Genomic DNA, 19126 nt, shown 5'->3' on the forward strand with positions numbered 1-19126 from the left:
GTCTGATAAGTTAGGTTAAAAATAATCTAAATAGTTTAGTTAGCCCCAAATTAAATAAAATAGAACCATGATTTTCAAAAGATTAAACAATGAAACATATTTACATCGCTATTTTACTAGTTTTGGGGCAACACCTTGCCGCAGCTAATGAAAATAAGACTTTACTCGCTCCGTCCGCGACTATTTCGGGAGGAACTTCTGTATGCCAAAATTCGGCTAACCCGGTAATAACTTTTACAGGAAGCGGAGGAACTGCTCCGTATACATTTACGTATACACTAAATGGAATTTCACAAACACCAATTGTAAGTTCAGGAAATGTTGGAACTCTAACTGCAAATACTGCAATTACAGGAACATTTACTTATAATTTAGTTAGTGTTCAAGATTCGTCTGGCACTCAAAATCTGAATTTGACTCCTGTTGTTATAACTGTAAATGCTCCTCCAACAATTAATTTTACCTTTACTAATGACAATACTTGTTCAGGGACAGTGGTTCAATTTACCTCAACAGTATCGGGAGCAGGGACAAACAATTACTCTTGGGATTTTGGAGATGGATCACCGCTCTCAACTCAGCAAAATCCAATGCATTCATTTACTTCTTTAGGATGTGGGACTACTACATTTTCTGTAGTTTTAACTGTTACACGAGGTGGTTGTACAGTAACAAGAACTCAGAACGTTACAGTAAAGCAGAAACCGGATATTAGTTTTAATGATCCAAATGCAACAAGTTCAGCAAATCAATTTAGTAATTGCACAGTCGCTTCACTTACAAATACAAGTTATTCAATAACTGTTGATAACACATCAGCTTCACTTGGTTGCATAACATCATACTCAATAAATTGGGGTGATACTACTCCATCTCAAAACAACATTAACTTTCCCATATCTCATACTTATACCCAATTAAGTGTATACAATATGGTTATAACCGCCATAGGAAATTTTAACTGTAGTAATTCTGTAAGTTATGAAGTTAAAAATATTTCCAATCCTTCTGCAGGAGTACTAAATCCTGGCGGCACGGTTGATATGTGTATACCGTCACCGGTTATTCAATATACAATTGGTAATTGGGCACAAAATTCACCAGGCACAACTTATGCAATTAACTATGGTGATAATTCTCCTATTGTAAATATAAGTCAGGCGACAATGGTGGCTTCACCATATTATAATGCCATAAATCCATTACTTTCTACAAACTATCCTATTCCATACTCCTACAATACTAATAGTTGCCTTAATGGTGGGGGTGATTTTATCATAACTTTAGTTGTTACAAACGCTTGTAGGACTACTACGGGAACAGTTGTGGGAGGAAACACCAGGTCAAAACCTGTAGCAGATTTTACATCCCTCCCAATTGAATGTATTACTTCAAATGTTTTATTTTCCAATACAACAATCTTAGGATATGACAGCGGGTGCGTAAGGGATACAAGATTTACTTGGAATTTTGGCGACCCTGCTAGTGGAGCAAATAATATAATTACCACAGGATGGGTAACAAATGCTACAAATGCTAATCATATATTTTCGGCAGCAGGTCTATATACCATTACACTTACGGCCCAAAATGGATGTGGCACAACTACAAAAACTCAACAAATCTGCATAGAATCTCCGTTAGTGCCGCTGTTTACATTAAGTCCAAACACAGGATGTACGCCTTTAGCTGTTAATACTACAAACAATACTAATCTAGCAAACCAATGTTCTCCACCAATTTATTTGTGGAATGTAACTTATGCTAGTGGTAATTGCGGTTCTTTATCAGCTTTCACTTATACAGGTGGAACATCAGCAACATCAGCAAATCCATCTTTTAATTTTACAGAGGCTGGGACGTATTCTATTAGCGTTACAATTAGAAATTCGTGTGGTCCAGTAACATCTGCTATACAAACGGTAGTTGTTAAAAAACCGCCAAGTATAACCTTGATAAATGGAATATTACCTAATTACTGCGGTTCAGCAAATGTAAACCCAATAGCAACAGTAAACAGTTGTGCGCCAGCTAGTAGCACATTAACCTATTCCTGGAGTTTTCCTGGAGGCACGCCATCTACCTCTAATTTCGCAAATCCAGTAAATATTAATTATCCAACTACAGGAAATTATACTATTTCTTTAGTAGTTTCAAATGAATGTGGACCTTCCAATACTGCAACACAATCCTTTGTAGTAAATCCAACGCCAGTAATTACAAACAGCAGTTTAAGTCAAACTATTTGTTCAGGTTCAGCAACTACCTTAGTTACTTTAACGGCAATTCCAGTCGGCACCACTTTTTCCTGGACAGCTTCGGCAACAGCTGGGATAAGTGGATTTACTTCTTCCGGGACTACTAATACTATCCCCTCACAAATCATCAATACGACTAATACTAACCCAGGCACAATTACTTACTTAATTACTCCAACTGTTGGAGGTTGTATCGGTGCTCCAGTAAATTATGTTGTTACAGTCAATCCTGCTCCATCCATAACAACTCCACTCCAACCAAGTTCTGTTTGTTTAGGAGGAACTCCAACACCTTTGACAATAGTATTAAATAGTTCAGCAGTCGTTCCTACATACCAGTGGTATTCAAATACCAGTAGTTCGACAACAGGAGGCACATTAATCAGTGGAGCCACTAATGCTACTTTTAACCCTCTAGCTTCAACTGTAGGAACCTTGTATTATTATTGTGTTATCTCATTATCTTCTGGAGGTTGTTCTAGTATAACCTCAAATATTGTAACGGTAACTGTTAATCCATTACCCACAATAACAGTTCACCCTACACCAACACAAAGTATATGTGTTGGAGGTGTTATTCCGACACTGAATGTATCCTATGCAGGAGGATTAGGAACACCAACTTATCAATGGTATAGTAATACAACTAGCACTTCGTCAGGAGGAACATCAGTTGGCACAAATTCTTCAAGCTATACACCACCTGTTTTTAATACTGCAGGCACATTCTATTATTATGCTGTAGTTAGTTTAAGTGGTAATGGTTGTGGTACAGTTTCCAGTAATTCATCTGAAATTATTGTTGTTGCCGATCCAACTTTGACAATACAGCCTTTGACTACTCAAACAGTCTGTCAAAATTCAGCGGCTACAGCATTAACAGTCGTTGCCTCAGGAGGGGTTGGTTCTTATACTTACCAATGGTATACCAATCCAAATAGCACAACACCTTCAGGGACATTAATTTCTGGGGCAACTAATGCTTCTTATTCTCCACCAACAAATATAGTTGGAACACAATATTACTATTGCATCATTACTCAAACCGATTTAGGTTGTTCAGTAACTAGTGCAATAGCTACAGTTATTGTGGTCAATGCTCCCCAAATTATTACGCAACCACAATCAGCCTCTATTTGTGAAGGTGCACCTCAGACACCATTAAATGTTGCTTATAACAACGGAACTGGAACCGCAAGTTACCAATGGTATGATTCAACTGGTTTGATTTCAGGTGCAACCTCAGCTTCTTATACTCCAACAAATACTGTAACCACAAATTATTATTGCATTATAACTTTCTCATCAGGGGGATGTACAAGCATAACTTCAGCTACAGCTACTGTAACTATCAATACTTTACCAACAATTGCATTGCAACCTACGCCAACACAAAGTATTTGTATTGGAGGTGTTATTCCAATACTGACTGTATCCTATATAGGAGGAGTAGGAACGCCAACTTATCAATGGTATAGTAATACAACTAGCACTACGTCAGGAGGAACATCAGTTGGCACAAATTCTTCAAGCTATACACCACCTGTCTTTAACACAGCAGGCACATTCTATTATTATGTTACAGTTAGTTTAAGTGGTAATGGTTGCGGAACGGCAATTAGTAATGTTGCGCAGGTTATAGTAATAGCTGACCCTATCATTAATACTCAGCCTTTAGTTACTCAGACGCAATGTCAAAATTCTACTGCAACACCGTTAACAGTTGTTTCATCTGGTGGGATAGGAATTTTTAATTATCAATGGTATAATACATTAACTCCTGTAAATACCGGAGGAACTCCTATAGGAACCAATACATCAAGTTTTACTCCGCCTACATCAACTGTAGGAACATTTTATTATTATTGTTTGGTATCACAATCTGGTTTAGGTTGTTCAGTAGCTAGTACAATTGCAACAGTTATTGTGGTCAATGCTCCTCAAATAATTACACAGCCACAATCAGTATCTATTTGTGAAGGTGCGCCTCAAACACCATTAACGGTTACGTATAGTAACGGAACCGGAACCGCAAGTTACCAATGGTATGATTCAACTGCATTGATTTCTGGTGCGACTTCAGCTACCTATACACCAACAAATACTGTAACAACAGATTATTATTGTATTATCACATTCTCATCTGGGGGATGCACGAGTATAACTTCGGCAACAGCTACTATAACTGTAAATCCATTACCAGCAATTTCATTACAACCTACGCCAACACAAAGTATCTGTGCAGGAGGTTCTATTTCGGCACTTACTGTATCATACTCTGGAGGATTAGGAACACCAACTTATCAATGGTATAGTAATACAACCAGCTCAACATCAGGAGGAACACCAGTAGGCACTAATTCTTCAAGCTATACACCACCTGTTTTTAATACTGCTGGGACATTCTATTACTATGTAGTGATTAGTTTAAATGGAAGTGGCTGTGGAAATATTACGAGCCAGATAGCCCAGATTGATGTAGTACCAGACCCATCTATTACAACTCAGCCTTTAGTGACTCAAACACAGTGTCAAAGCTCAGCAGCTACACCTTTAGTTGTTGTTTCAAGTGGTGGAATAGGAACTTTTAATTATCAATGGTATTCAAATACATCTCCATCAAACTCGGGCGGTACTGCGATACCCGGTGCAACTACTGATATCTATATCCCACTAACAGATGTAGTAGGCACTAAATATTATTATTGTGTAATTACACAATCAGGAGTTGGTTGTAATGTAACAAGTGCTGTTGCTACTGTTATTGTAGTGACCGCTCCAATAATAACAATACAACCCCAATCTGATACTGTTTGTTTCGGTTCAGTTTTGACACCGCTGACTATAGCTTACATTAATGGTACAGGAACAGCAAGCTATCAATGGTATGATGATAATGGTATTATTGTTGGAGCTATTAACGACACTTATACGCCTACAAATACAATTACAACAAGTTTTTATTGCATCATAACCTTTGCTTCTGGAGGTTGTACAAGTATTACATCAAATACAGCGACTGTAACTATAAATCCTATTCCTACTGTAGATCAACAACCAATACTATTGCAAAGTGTTTGTGTTGGTATTGATATAACGCCACTAACGGTAAGCTATATTGGTGGATTTGGAACCGTTACTTATCAATGGTATAGTAATACAAATAATTCAACAATAGGTGGTACACCTGTTGGTACTAATTCTGCATCTTATACACCACAAGTTTATACAATAGCAAATTCATATTACTATTATGTAACGCTTAGCTTTAGTGGAAGCGGGTGTGGGACAATCACCAGTAGTGTTGCTCAAGTAGATGTAGTTAATGATCAAACGGTTACAGTTCAACCATTGGTTACTCAAACAGTTTGTCAAAACTCTCTACCAACTGTTTTGGGTGTTACCGTATCAGGCGGTTTAGGAACTGTATATAACTATCAATGGTATAGTTCAAGTACTAATAACACTACTTCAGGAACAGTTATAACAGGGGAAACAAATAATACGTTTATACCACCAACAATAACGGCTGGTACAGTATATTATTATTGTCTAATAACGCAGGCCGTTGGTTCAGGATGTAATGCAACAACGAATACCGCTGAGGTAATTGTAAATGTAGCTCCGGCATTGGCAAACCAACCCATTTCAAGCACTGTCTGTGTAAACGAAACGCCAACGCTCTTATCATTAACTTATACCAACGGTATAGGGATCCCAACCTATCAATGGTTTTCAAATACTATAAATTCTAATATTGGTGGAAATACAATTGCAAGTGCAACAAATGCAACATATTCTGCACTAACAGTTACATCCGGAACTACATACTATTACTGTGTGATAACATTTCCGACTATATCTGGAGGATGCTCAGTTATAACTACAGATCCTGCAACGGTTATAGTTAATGACAATCCAGTAATAGCTCCATTAACTTCAACTATTTGCAGCGCGACAACATTTACAGTTACACCAGCTAATAGTGGAGGTAATATTGTTCCAATTGGCACAACCTATTCATGGTCTACACCAATAATAAGCCCAGTAGGAACAATAACTGGTGCTTCAGCACAACCCACACCACAAATAGATATTAGCCAAACATTAGTTAACACATCTACAAATCCATCTACTGTTACTTATACAGTAACGCCTATTTCAGGGGTTTGTACAGGTGCAAATTTTACGGTTACTATCACGGTAAATCCGGCAATCAATCCTAATATAGTTTTGAATGATAATTTATGCTTCGGCGTAAATATAGCATCCATCACAACCAACATTACGGGTGGAATTCCTTTTTCATCAGGCACTCCTTATACTATTTCTTGGACAGGTCCAAACGGATTTACGTCTACGGCTACCAGTATTTCAAATTTAGCACCTGGCAATTATGATGTTACCATTGCAGATGCTGGCGGTTGTCCTTTTTCTAACACCTATACCATCACCGAACCTGCAGCTATTGCCATTACAGTCGACAGCGAAAATGACATTACGTGTTTCAATGCGACTAATGGAAGTATAACTATATCCGTAACTGGTGGCACTGGAGCTTATGTTTACACATGGACCAAAGACACCAGTCCTTATGCGGATGTTACGCAGGATATTGCAAACCTAGCTCCGGGAGTATATATAGTATCCGTTACCGATGCTAATAATTGCGGACCAACAACAGCAACTTTCACAATTACACAACCACCACTTTTAGTAGTGAGTCTTGTTAGTCAGACCAATGTGCTGTGTTTTGGAGCCGCTACAGGTGAAATCTTTGTAAATGTAGTGGGCGGAACTGTCGGAAGTGGTTATACATTTTCATGGACAGGACCCAATAGTTTTACCAGCAGCAATCAGAATCTAAACGCTATTGTTGCCGGAATGTATGATCTTACGGTAACGGATGCCAATGGATGCCAAAAGAATCTTTCGGTTACTATAACCCAATCAACAGACATCGTTATCGCTTACACTACAACGCCAATTACCTGTTACGGAGCTGACAATGCCTCTATATCCGTTACGCTTTCGGGCGGAAATCCTCCGTATCAATACCAATGGAGCAATCTGGCAACAACCTTAAACCAAACCAATCTCTCTGCCGGAAATTACACCATCACAGTAACCGATGCTGTAGGCTGTCCAAAAGTAGAGACTATCAATATTCCACAAGCGCCTGTTTTTACGATTAACCCCATAGTAGCAAACATTTCTTGTTTTGGTGCTCAAAACGGTAGTATAAATCTAAACCTAACAGGCGGAATAACTCCAGTAGCTTTAACTTGGAGCGATGGAAGCACTTCAGGATTAATTAGAAACAACCTCGGTCCCGGAACCTACACTGCCACAATTTCAGATGGAACTCCCTGTTTCATAGTAAGAACATTTACTATTGTCGAACCGCAACCACTCATTCTTTCAGCCAACATTACAAACGCTTTTAATTGTACCAATGCCAGTTCGGGTGCTATTGATTTGATTGTCGCAGGCGGAACTCCCCCATTCGGCTATTCATGGTCTAACGGAAGTTCAACAGAAGATTTATCCAGCATTACATCCGGAAACTATTTAGTTACAGTAACCGATGCCAATGGTTGTATTAAAACAGAACAATTTCCAATCACAAGACCTGATCCAATTGTCCTGAATGTTACCACTCAAACCACTTTTGATTGTGCTGCCCACACGGTCGACCAAAATTTTGTCGCTCAAGCATCAGGGGGAATTCCTGCTTATCAATTCCAATGGTCGAGCGGAACTATTAGTGGAGCCAATAACGAAATAATGCAATCTCCTGTCAACGGAACAGTCTTATTAACCGTAACCGATAGTTATGGCTGCACAGCAACACAAACCGTTGTAGTGGATACTCCCACATTAGGCTATCCTTCATTTGATACCACTTCCATCGGATATGCCACTTATGGAATATATGCTATTGGTGATCCAATCACATTTCAAAGTACTATTACTGGCGATTACCTTTCCGTTTCATGGGACTTCGGTGACGGAACTTTCTCAACCGATCTAAATCCAACTCACATTTACGCCATCCCAAAAGATTATGTAGTAACGCAAACTGTTACCTATCCTTTCGGATGCGTCTATGTTCAAACCATAACTTTAATTGTAGAAAAAGGATACCTCTTAGTAGTCCCAACAGCATTTACTCCAAATGGCGATACTATTAACGATACCTTCAGACCCGTCACAAAAAGGTTGAAAAATGTTCGCTTAGATGTTTACGACACTTGGGGCTCCATCATCTATTCAGAAACCGGAGACGTCTTGGTCGGATGGGATGCCAAAATAAAAGGCTTCAATGCCGAAAACGGAAACTATTACGCCAAAGTAACGGCAGAAACGTTTTACGGAACGGTCATCAACGAAAATCAAACCTTTGTTTTAATCAAATAAGCACCACATAATTATGAAACGAAAGCTACTTTTGATTATAGCGGTACTCACAATTTCAACTCAAGTAAAAGCGCAAGATCCTGTATTTACAGAGTTCTTTTTAGTACCCGAAACCTTAAATCCCGGCTTCACTGGTTTTGAAACAGCATGGCACGGAGGTTTGCTGCACAGAAGACAATGGCCCGACGGCAACAGAAAAATTGAAACTCAGTTTGCTTTTTTAAACAATATGGTGACCGACAGAGCTGCTATCGGAGGGACTATTTTAAGGCACCACGAAGTTTTTACCAACTACAATTACCTTCAAGTTAATGCAGCCTACTCCTATTCCGTAGCGCTTAATGACGAATGGGGATTTTGTCCCGGTTTAGAAGTCGGCTGGGGAAACAAAAACCTAAACTTTAGAAATCTAGTCCTCGAAGATCAGATTGACATCAACACAGGAGCAATCAACGGAGGAAGTGTAGATCCCGGATTTCTGCGCAATAACGACAAAATAGATTTCCTTGATGTCTCAGCCGGCTTCGTAATTAATACTGAAAACACCTGGATTGGAGCAGCAGTAAAACACCTAAACAGACCCAACATCTCTTTTACAGAAGAAGGAAATGTTCAACTAGACATGTTTTTAACGGTTCATGGCGGACATTACTTTGAACTTGATAATTCCCCATCCTCAATATTTCCTGAAGATTGCCGGGTTATGGTCACCGCAAATTACATGAGGCAATCCCAATACAATCGACTTGATATCGGAGCCATGTTTGAGGCCGGATATTTTACCATTGGCGCATTGGCGGCGATGAACCCTGAACGCAGAAGTTCGACGGGTCATTTACTAACCTCTATAAATCCGGTAGCTACATTTAAACTGAGTGAATTCACTTTCGGCTATTCTTATGACTTAAACACCTCAAAGCTCGGGCAAACCCAAGGCGTTCACGAACTATCCCTCACCTGGACTTCAAGTCGCGTCTGCAACTCCTGCGATAATTACAAAGTAAAACTAAAAAGAAACGGAGACTCAGGCTATGTGCGCTAAAACCATAAAAACAGCACTACTACTATTGTGTTGCTTCCTCATTTCCTGCGGTTCAAAAACCACTACTGAAACCGAAGATAACACTGCCAACGAAGACAATGTTCCAACATCATTCGTAACCACAGAAACTTCAGAATGCAACTTTGAAGACGGAACCTACCCTGCAACCGTTGACTACAACAATTCACAAACAGGACATTCAGCAACCTACACCCTCGATGTTGAAGTTGAAAACTGCCAGATAATTCAAATCAATTTCCCAAATGGCGGCTATGTAGATGAAGACCACATCACCGCAGCGGATATAGACGAAAACGGAAATACTTCTGTTGAAGGTGAAGATGGGAAGCGTTATGAAGTGAGGATTGATAATTAAAATGTTCTCCATTGTGGAAAACCGTAAAGATTTGATTTTTATTGTTTTTAAGTTTGAATAATAACTAGATAGAATACTATGAAAAAAAATATCTTATTGATTTTATTTCCTGCTCTTATCATTTACTGCACAGATAATCGAGATATTAATAGTTCACTTCGCATCACATTTTACTTCATTGCAAATTAATAAGTAGAAAATAATGTTTAAATATCTAAAGATAAATACAATAAAATTATGAATTTGGAAAAATGCCCCCATTGTAATAAGACCTTGAAAGGTTTATTTAGCGCAGTACTCATTCCCCAATCAAAATCTGAGTTCATAAATAAACATTTAGAATTTAATTTTGATGCTTACTGTACAAGTTGTTCAGGAGAATTATTAAATAAAATTGCTAGAAATTACCAACAGCAAAAAGCAGAAATCGAAAATAGACTAAAACAAATTATTACATACATACCAATCATCTCCAGTGAGGCACCTGTAAAATGGGAGTATGACATTGTGGCTATGGTAACTGCACAAACTACATCCGGAACCGGGTTTGCAACCGAATTATCTAGATCTTTTAATGATTTTTTTGGTACCACGTCAAATACTACAAATCTGAAAATAGAAAAGGCTACTCAATTATGCATGTCTGATTTAAGGATTAAATGTCTAAGGCTAGGAGGAAATGCAGTAATTTCAACAGACATTGATTTTAATGAGATAGGTAGTGGAAGTACAAATATGTTAATGGTTTGTATGGCGGGTACCGCTATACGGGTAAGAGATATTACTAACTTCAATGAAAAAAGTAGGGATTATATTGTTGAGGTAATTGAGTTAACAGAAAAGTTGGAAGCAATCGCTGAGATGAACAAAAACTAAAAATCATATTTACATAATTAACAAATAACAATCATGGTAAATAGTTTTGAAGTAGGTAATTTAGTGACTTTTAAATCGCATCCGTTACTTCAAGGATACGAAATAAAAGGTGATGGAAAATATGTTCCTCCGATAATGATCATAAAAGAGGTTCATTTTGAAGACAAAAAAAAGAAAACACACGATGATGTTTCAGGATTTGAAATTGCGGAAAGAATCAAATATATATGTGTTTATTTTGACGATAATAAAAGTGAATTTATTGAAGTACATATTTATCAAAATATGTTAAAGAGTATTCACGATTTGAAAATAGGACGATTAGATGATCCTGATAAATTTCATAAAGGTCATCAGAATCTTGTCGATGAAATACTAGATCTTCCCTTAAAACCATCTTATCAGTACGCTGGAATTTTTTACTTTAAGACTAAAAAATTAGAAGTTTTAAAAAAAAGATCCTCGATAAGAAAAACTTCTGAAATAAATGAAGATGGGACACCCACAGAGATTAAAAGAAAAAGAATGATTCAATATGTTGTTAATTATACAACCCCAGATTTTATTGTTTGTGGATATAAAAATGAGACTTATACTGATTTGTTTTATAACAATGGTGATAAAAAAAGATTAGCGTCTATGGAGTTTGTAAAAGTAAAATGGTACAGCCCGTTTCAACAGAAATTTAGTGAACAATATTTACCGATTGAGTTTTTTACAGATATTAACCCTTTTCCGATTAATAGTAACAATGAATAAATTATATTTACATTTAGTAATTAAGCTCCTTAGTTAAAGAGATAAAACATTTGTTGAACTGTTGTAAACTTAATAGTTTCACTTAATTCAGACCGTAAGGATAATAAAATATGTGAATTAGGAAAGGTGTAATTGCAGTCATTTCCTGCAAGTATATCGATATAAATGCAGGATATGACAGCAACGTCAGTATTCTACAGAAAGATTTATATACTTTAGGTATTAGACGACTAAAGTCTGTGATTGTTACAATCATGGTTGAGGCGTTTAGGATTATATTAAACATCAGTGAGAGCCCATTGGGCAAAGATAACGTACAAAGTCAGCGGGAGTCGAGAACTCGGCTAACGGTTCAGTCTCTTAGGGGATGTAGGTTCTATCTCATTATAAAAACCGCGCGGGAGCTTTTTTACTTATTTATGAAACGAAAGGATTGGTTTAAGGACAGAGGATATCCACATTTTTCAAACAAGACGCCTATAGATGTTCGTCAGCAAGTTGAGAACTATATAGCTAATCCAAATAATATTGAAAAGCATTCATTTTATCCCTTAATTTTTAAGGAAATATCTCAACGACGATATAAGCGTTCTGATTTCAAAGGTATTGAAAGGCATTCTCATAAAACAATGAAGGATGGTAAAGTAATCTCTAATAGAAAAATTAGAGAGATACTATATGCTAGCCATGTCGATTCTCATATATATTCTTATTATTCTCAAAATATTATCTCTAAAGAATATGAAAAATATTTAGAAAATAGTATTGTTTCAGTATCTATTTCGGCCTACAGACAAATACCTGCAGCATGTAAGACTAAATTCAAAAACAATACTCACTTTGCAAAAGATGTTTTTGACGAAATTGTAAAGAGACAGGATTGTGTTGCTTTGGCTTTCGATATAGAAAATTTTTTTCCTAGCCTTAATCATAAGTTACTGAAATTGAGTTGGGCCAAAATATTAGGACGTAAATCGTTGCCAAAGGATCATTATAATCTATTTAAGGCAATTACCAAATTTTCGTATGTAAAACTTAATGATCTGAAATTTAAGAAAGGCCATTTTAATGAAAAGGCACTTGCCAAATTACGAATGGAAGGCAAAAGCACTTTTTTTAATAGTTTAAGTGATTTAATAGATTCGGACATAATTATACATAAGAATCAGAAACATAAAGATGGAAAACTAATAGGGATTCCACAAGGCTTGCCAATTAGTGCGTTATTAGCAAATATTTACATGTTGCCCTTTGACGAGGCAATAATTGAAAGGCTTACTGTTAAAAATGATATTTTTTACAGAAGGTATTCTGATGATATAGTAATTGTGTGTGAAGAAAAACAAATAGAATTTGTTGAAAAATTTATAAAAGAACAGATAGAGAAAATTAAACTTATTATTTCAATTCCAAAAACAGAAATTACAGTTTTTAAAATTGACGATAATAGGCTACAATCTTTTAGATTAAAAGATGGAATGCTCAAAAAGAATATTCCTTTGAATTATCTTGGATTCGAGTTTTATGGTTATCAAACTTTATTAAAATCCAAAAACTTAGCAACATTTTATAGAGAGATGAAGGATTCTATCAGAAGAAAACATAAAAGAGCAGAAAAAATAAAAGAAAAATATCTATTAGATTCCGCACCTATTTTTAAAAGAAAAATTTATCGATTATACAGTTATAAAGGAGAAAAAAAACGATATCTCCCTGCTAAAAATTCCAGCTTTGTTCAAGGAAAATTAGTTATATCAGAATTTGAACGTAAGTACCGTGGAAATTATTTACGGTATGTATATCGTTCATCGGAAGAAATGGAAGCGCCAGAAATCAAAATGCAAGTAAGAAATCATTGGAAAATTTTAAAATCAGCATTGGGTAAATATAATTTTAATAATGTATAATCCGATAGCGCGGATTTGCAATCCGTGCCCGCAACTATAATCCAGGCCTCACAGGTTTCCAAAAACTTTCAACTAAATTTAAACAGCAAACCAATGCCTAATGAAAAAATTCCTCTTCAAAATCCTCCTAATACTAACCACATCACTAAGCGCCCAAGTAAAACTCCTATCCTGGAATCTTGAAAACCTCGGAAAATCAAAATCGGATAGCACTATACTCTATATCGCCAATACAGTTAAAGAGTATGACATAATAGTCATACAAGAAGTAGTTGCTGGTCATGGCGGAGCACAAGCAGTCGCAAAATTAGCCGACGAACTCAATAGAAAAGGAAGTAAATGGGATTATGTCATTAGTGATCCAACATCCAGTAGCGCCTATAAAACCGAACGCTATGCCTTCATCTGGAAAACAGCAGTTGTAAAGAAAATTGGAAAAGCATGGCTGGAGAAAAAGTATAACATAGAAATAGACCGAGAACCTTATTATGCCACTTTTGAATATAAAAACAAACAATTTACTATTGCCAACTTCCACGCAATAACCAAAAGTAAACAACCAGAAACGGAAATTAAATATTTCAAATTCCTTCCTGAAGAATACCCTACTCTAAATATACTCTTCGTAGGCGACTTCAATTGTCCACAATCCCATACCGTATTTATCCCTTTAAGAAGAATGAATTACGAATCTGCTTTTTTCAAACAAAAGACGTCTTTAAAGAAAGAGTGTTTTAACAACAACTGTTTGGCTTCTGAATTTGACAACATTTGGTACAACAAAGAAAAAATAACCCTAAAAAACAGCAAAGCCATTCCTTTTTACACTGATTTCGAAAACTTAAAACGTGCCAAAAAAGTCTCAGATCATATTCCCATCACAACAGAAATCAGCATCAAGTAGATTACTACCGTTTATTTGGTAGGAGGTAATTCCGTAAAAGCCGTTAACGAGCTTTGTCACAAAAATGATTAATCCTTAAAAATCAAACAGTAACGCATAAAAAAACGACTTAGTTTTCACTAAATCGTTTTTTCTTTGTAGCGGGAACAGGACTCGAACCTGTGACCTTCGGGTTATGAGCCCGACGAGCTGCCTACTGCTCTATCCCGCGCTCTTCGGGTGCAAATATACAACGATAATCGACATGCGCAACATAAATAAAATAAAAAATGTACTATTTTTTAAATCAGGTTGTTATATCTAAATAAAACAGTATTTTTGCAAAAAATTTGAGAACTGAACTGTTTTTTATTACAAAAAAATGAATACAAAAAAAATTATTGAATACAGAACGTTACTTGGAGTAACTAAGACAGCTACTTTGAAAGAGCTAAAAACCATTTATAGAAATGCTATGAAAGATATCCATCCGGATACTATTCAAGATCCTGTAGAACGTTTGGCAGCAGAAGAAAAAAGCACCGAGATTATTGCAGCCTACCATTTCTTGGTGAGTATCGCTCCAGAGACTTTGGAAAAAGACAAAGCAGAATACACTAGAATCACATCAACTACTAACATCTCAGATTTTCATTATGAGAAAGGAGTACTTTATGTAACTTTCCTTGACGGAAGTTCATTTGAATATTTTGGTATTTTGAGACCTGTGTATGTCAAAATGGTAAATGCTGAATCGCCAAGTCGTTTTGCAAGAAGACACATTTACAACGAATACATCTACAGAAGCGCCGCTAAATTAGTAGCAGCTGAGTAACTAATTTCACAAATAGAATTAATAAAAAAAAGGTCTTGATATTCTCAAGACCTTTTTTACCTAACAAAATTTAATTCTAAAAAACTAAAACAAATCTTTATTCATCAGCAGCGAATGCTGAATTTTTATCGATATTTACTTTCAAAGTTGTCGCAACTCCTTGCTCGTTTACCATGGTCATGTTCAACGTATCTAATTTAGATAAGTTTTTAGAAACCAATCCGTTGAACATATTGTATGAAATATTCATTTCTTTTAACTTTCCTAATTTTTCTAAATCAAAAGGAACTTGTCCGTCCATTTTGTTTTCAAACAAACTCAACGTTTCTAACGAAGAAAGATTTGCAACTTCTTTATCTAATTTTCCAGAAAGTTTGTTACTGTTCAACAACAAGACTTTCAAAGATTTTAACTGATAGTAAGAAGCTGGAATTTGACCTTCAATTTCATTGTTAAACAAAGACAGCGTTTCTAAATTTGGTAAATTTCCGATAGCTACTGGCAAAACCCCAGTTAATCTATTCATGTGCATTTCGATAAATTTCAATTGGGATGCATTACCTAGACTTTCAGGAAGTTTTCCAGAAACTTGATTAAAGGCTACATTCAATTTCACAAGATTTTTCAAATTACCAATAGATTCTGGCAAAACACCAGTAATATTATTTCTGAATAAGTTCAGTACTTGTAATGAAGTTAAATTGGCTAATTCAGAAGGTAATTCTCCATTTAGATTGTTGTTCATTAATTTAATTGCGATAACTTTATCGTTTTGGATTTCGATACCATACCAAGTAGATACCGGAGATTTTAAATCCCATTTATTAATCCATTGAGAACCTTTGGTAGCTTTATTTAATTTGACCAAAGCATCTTTTTCAACTGATGAGATTTCAGCAAAGCTTGAAACCGAAATTAAAAGTAATGTTACGCAGGTAATAATTGTTTTCATATCATTTAAGGTTTGAGGTTATGACAGTCCAAACGTATATATATAATCGTTTAAACACAAAAATAATCGATGAAATGCATTTTTTAACAATATTTTTATTTATTTATCTTACAAATACTATTATTTTTAATACTAAATTTAACATTAAATTATTTTTTTTACATTTGATATACTAACCAATTAAAAATAAAGAAGATGGAGAATATGCCATTTAATTTTTACGCAATTATAGCTGCAACGTTTGTAACGTTAATAGTTGGATTTGTCTGGTACAGTCCAAAGGTATTCGGAACCATTTGGATGAAAGAAACCGGAATGACGGAAGAAAAAGCAAAACAGTCAAACATGTTCAAAGTATTCGTTTTGACAATTATCTACTCTTTTATGTTTGCATTCATCTTTCCTTCTTTAGTTATTCACCAAATGGGAGCTTTAGGAATGGTTGGTGGTGACCCAACGCTTGCAAAACCATCTTATATCGCATTCTTAAATGATTATGGTGATGCTTTCAGAACTTTTAAACATGGCGCTTTACATGGTTTTATTTCTGGATTATTTATTGCTTTACCAATTACTGCGATAAATGGATTGTTCGAACAAAAATCATGGAAATACATCTTGATTAATGCCGGATATTGGATAATTTCCATGATAATAATGGGCGCTATCATCTGTGGATGGAAATAAATTAACATTTAATTATAATCGAATCGCTCTACATTTGTAAAGCGATTTTTTTTATACTATTGGAACCAATTACCTACTCTATCTATACAACCGTTGCAAAGCTTCCGGATTCCTGGGATAAAGTTGCTCATGACAATGTTTTCTTGCAAACCCATTACTTGAAGGTTCTTCAAGAATCTGCCCCTACAAACATGCAGTGTTTCTACATCGGAATTTTTGAAAAAGAACTTCTTATCGGAGTAGCATTGGCGCAATATCTTGACTTAAACAAATTGGAATCCTTTGGAGAACGGGATAAGTGTTTTAAAACCTACATTCGGAATTTTGTCTTCAAAAACTTTGCTTCTCACGCTTTGTTTCTTGGCAATAATATGATTACAGGACAAAACGGCTATACTTTTAATAAAGAAATTGATTCGGATACGATTTCAAAAATATTGATTGATTGTGCCAATGAGATTACACTTTACTTCAAAAAGAAAAGCATAAAAATACATATTGTTTCGTTTAAAGATTTTTATAAAAAGTGTGCAAACGAATTTAAACAGTTCTCTTTTTCGGAAATGTATGAATTCAAAACACAACCCAATATGATTTTTGAATTGCATTCGGAATGGAAAACAAAGGAGGACTATATTGGAGCCTTATCCAAAAAATACCGTGACCAATACAAGCGTGCACAGAAAAAATCAGAAGGAATTACAAGTAGAGAATTACAGTTAGGCGATATACTACTGCAGGAAAAACGAATCTACGAATTATACCATAATGTAGCTAAAAATGCTCCTTTCAACACTTTTTTTCTGCCTAAAAACCATTTTTCTTCTTTCAAAAAAGAATGTGGCAATCGCTTTATTTTGGTTGGATATTATTTGGATGAAATTTTAGTTGGATTCCATACCTTATTATTGAACGGAAAAACTTTGGAAACTTATTTCCTAGGCTATGACGAACAAATTCAAAAAGAGAAAATGCTGTATTTGAATATGCTCTACAACATGACAAAATTTGGAATCGAAAACCAATTCCAGAAAATAATCTTTGGAAGAACCGCACTAGAAATTAAAAGCTCTATTGGTGCCGAACCTATAATAATGTCCGGATTTATCTATCATAACAACAATTTGATCAACAAATATTTCGATAAAATATTTCCAAAATTAGAACCAACGCTTTCGTGGAAGCAAAGACATCCGTTTAAATAAATTTCTACGGAACAGCAAACTTCATCTGCGCAGGTAAAATTTTAATATCAAGTTTAGTTTCTTGTCCAATATATTCGCCGTCAATTTGAAAAGGCACTGGCTTGTTTGTGGTAATAGTCGCTTTATCGGTGGAGATAATTTCAACATCCTCAGAGTTCAAAGGAATATTTCCGGTTAGTATCTTTCCGAAAACAAGCAAATCTAAATTTTTTAAGATTACAATCTCAAACCTACCATCATTCATCTTGCCTTCCGGATTAATGGTTACTCCCGTACCGTATTTTTGCGAATTGGCAATCACAATCATGCGTGCGGAACATTCAATCGTTTGATCCTCCGTTTTGATTTTAGCTAAAAATGGCTCTTCCAATTCCGTTAAGGTCGTAACAACTTGTAGCGCATAGCCTAGTTTACCTCGTGTGGAACTGTTCTCGTAATTGCGCACTAATTCAGCATTTAATCCCAAATCACTCAAGTGAATGCTTTTTTTACCATTGATTGAAATCATATCAATTTCCATAAAATGATTATGAAAGGCAACCGCGAGATTTTCTTCAATTGTAGCAGGCAAATTCAAATCAACCGAAAGTCCGTTTGTAGAACCTGCCGGAAGAATACCAATAATAACATCTTTATCTTCTAATGCTTCTGCTACCATTTTTATGGTTCCATCGCCGCCTGTAATTAAAATACGTTCCGGTTTGTGCAAATCATACAGTTTTTTTATAGCTTTTTCATCGCTTTTACCAGAAGTTTCATAAACAATAATCTCAATTTTATATTCTTCGGCTAAAGCTAACGTCTTTAGTAAAATCTCGCTCTTATCCATATCTCCCGAGATTGGATTCACGATCAAAACGTACTTCTTTTTAGTCGCCATAAGCTGAAATTGCTAAATAATTTGTAATTTGGAACAGAATATCAAA

General features: G+C 35.7%; 12 protein-coding genes and 1 tRNA gene. 10 read left to right on the forward strand and 3 right to left on the reverse strand.

The window, feature by feature from the left end; translation table 11 throughout:
- Positions 1-89: 89 nt before the first annotated feature.
- The 7 genes from PSU83_RS00645 (at position 90) to PSU83_RS00675 (ending at position 14542) form a co-directional block, all read left to right on the forward strand.
- Positions 90-8678, forward strand: coding sequence for a PKD domain-containing protein (locus tag PSU83_RS00645; protein ID WP_300585584.1), 8589 nt, complete (start codon positions 90-92; stop codon positions 8676-8678).
- A 13-nt stretch (positions 8679-8691) separates the two neighbouring features.
- Positions 8692-9720, forward strand: coding sequence for a PorP/SprF family type IX secretion system membrane protein (locus tag PSU83_RS00650; protein ID WP_300585586.1), 1029 nt, complete (start codon positions 8692-8694; stop codon positions 9718-9720).
- Positions 9710-10096: a hypothetical protein gene (locus PSU83_RS00655; RefSeq protein WP_300585588.1), complete on the forward strand. Its 387-nt coding sequence runs from the start codon at positions 9710-9712 to the stop codon at positions 10094-10096. The genes PSU83_RS00650 and PSU83_RS00655 overlap by 11 nt, the downstream gene beginning before the upstream one ends.
- Positions 10097-10333: 237 nt before the next feature.
- Positions 10334-10972 carry a heavy metal-binding domain-containing protein gene (locus PSU83_RS00660; RefSeq protein WP_300585590.1) on the forward strand — a complete coding sequence of 213 codons (639 nt, stop codon included), beginning with the start codon at positions 10334-10336 and terminating at the stop codon, positions 10970-10972.
- Positions 10973-11005: 33 nt separating this feature from the next.
- A complete protein-coding gene (locus PSU83_RS00665) occupies positions 11006-11731 on the forward strand; it encodes a hypothetical protein (protein WP_300585592.1) in 726 nt (241 codons plus the stop codon).
- Positions 11732-12150: 419 nt separating this feature from the next.
- Positions 12151-13638, forward strand: a complete 1488-nt coding sequence (locus PSU83_RS00670; protein WP_300585594.1) for a reverse transcriptase domain-containing protein — start codon at positions 12151-12153, stop codon at positions 13636-13638.
- A gap of 100 nt (positions 13639-13738) precedes the next feature.
- Complete coding sequence (locus PSU83_RS00675; protein WP_300585596.1) at positions 13739-14542, forward strand: endonuclease/exonuclease/phosphatase family protein; 804 nt, start codon at positions 13739-13741, stop codon at positions 14540-14542.
- 138 nt (positions 14543-14680) lie between these two features.
- Here PSU83_RS00675 and PSU83_RS00680 read toward each other — a convergent pair.
- A tRNA-Met gene (locus PSU83_RS00680) sits at positions 14681-14753 on the reverse strand.
- 150 nt (positions 14754-14903) lie between these two features.
- Here PSU83_RS00680 and PSU83_RS00685 point away from each other — a divergent pair.
- Entirely contained in the window at positions 14904-15356 is a 453-nt protein-coding gene (locus PSU83_RS00685) for a KTSC domain-containing protein (RefSeq protein WP_300585598.1), read from the forward strand.
- A 97-nt stretch (positions 15357-15453) separates the two neighbouring features.
- Here PSU83_RS00685 and PSU83_RS00690 read toward each other — a convergent pair whose 3' ends face one another.
- The gene (locus tag PSU83_RS00690; RefSeq protein ID WP_300585600.1) at positions 15454-16308 is read right to left on the reverse strand and encodes a Two component regulator three Y domain protein; all 855 of its coding nucleotides are present in this window, start codon (positions 16306-16308) and stop codon (positions 15454-15456) included.
- Positions 16309-16503: 195 nt separating this feature from the next.
- On the opposite strand from PSU83_RS00690, the gene PSU83_RS00695 reads away from it, so the two are divergent.
- A complete protein-coding gene (locus PSU83_RS00695) occupies positions 16504-16995 on the forward strand; it encodes a DUF1761 domain-containing protein (protein ID WP_363319833.1) in 492 nt (163 codons plus the stop codon).
- Between the two features lie 59 nt (positions 16996-17054).
- Positions 17055-18200: a peptidogalycan biosysnthesis protein gene (locus tag PSU83_RS00700; RefSeq protein ID WP_300585602.1), complete on the forward strand. Its 1146-nt coding sequence runs from the start codon at positions 17055-17057 to the stop codon at positions 18198-18200.
- 4 nt (positions 18201-18204) lie between these two features.
- On the opposite strand, the gene PSU83_RS00705 is transcribed toward PSU83_RS00700, so the two are convergent.
- The gene (locus PSU83_RS00705; RefSeq protein ID WP_300585604.1) at positions 18205-19080 is read right to left on the reverse strand and encodes a YegS/Rv2252/BmrU family lipid kinase; all 876 of its coding nucleotides are present in this window, start codon (positions 19078-19080) and stop codon (positions 18205-18207) included.
- Positions 19081-19126 lie beyond the last annotated feature (46 nt).

Origin of the sequence: Flavobacterium sp. (assembly GCF_029945805.1) — a bacterium.
In the GTDB taxonomy this organism is placed as follows: domain Bacteria; phylum Bacteroidota; class Bacteroidia; order Flavobacteriales; family Flavobacteriaceae; genus Flavobacterium.

Coding starts and splice junctions, on each gene's coding strand:
- PSU83_RS00670 (WP_300585594.1), top strand. CDS start 12,151: ATGAAACGAAAGGATTGGTTTAAGGACAGAGGATATCCACATTTTTCA.
- PSU83_RS00695 (WP_363319833.1), top strand. CDS start 16,504: ATGGAGAATATGCCATTTAATTTTTACGCAATTATAGCTGCAACGTTT.
- PSU83_RS00655 (WP_300585588.1), top strand. CDS start 9,710: ATGTGCGCTAAAACCATAAAAACAGCACTACTACTATTGTGTTGCTTC.
- PSU83_RS00645 (WP_300585584.1), top strand. CDS start 90: ATGAAACATATTTACATCGCTATTTTACTAGTTTTGGGGCAACACCTT.
- PSU83_RS00665 (WP_300585592.1), top strand. CDS start 11,006: ATGGTAAATAGTTTTGAAGTAGGTAATTTAGTGACTTTTAAATCGCAT.
- PSU83_RS00705 (WP_300585604.1), bottom strand. CDS start 19,080: ATGGCGACTAAAAAGAAGTACGTTTTGATCGTGAATCCAATCTCGGGA.
- PSU83_RS00690 (WP_300585600.1), bottom strand. CDS start 16,308: ATGAAAACAATTATTACCTGCGTAACATTACTTTTAATTTCGGTTTCA.
- PSU83_RS00685 (WP_300585598.1), top strand. CDS start 14,904: ATGAATACAAAAAAAATTATTGAATACAGAACGTTACTTGGAGTAACT.
- PSU83_RS00675 (WP_300585596.1), top strand. CDS start 13,739: ATGAAAAAATTCCTCTTCAAAATCCTCCTAATACTAACCACATCACTA.
- PSU83_RS00650 (WP_300585586.1), top strand. CDS start 8,692: ATGAAACGAAAGCTACTTTTGATTATAGCGGTACTCACAATTTCAACT.
- PSU83_RS00660 (WP_300585590.1), top strand. CDS start 10,334: ATGAATTTGGAAAAATGCCCCCATTGTAATAAGACCTTGAAAGGTTTA.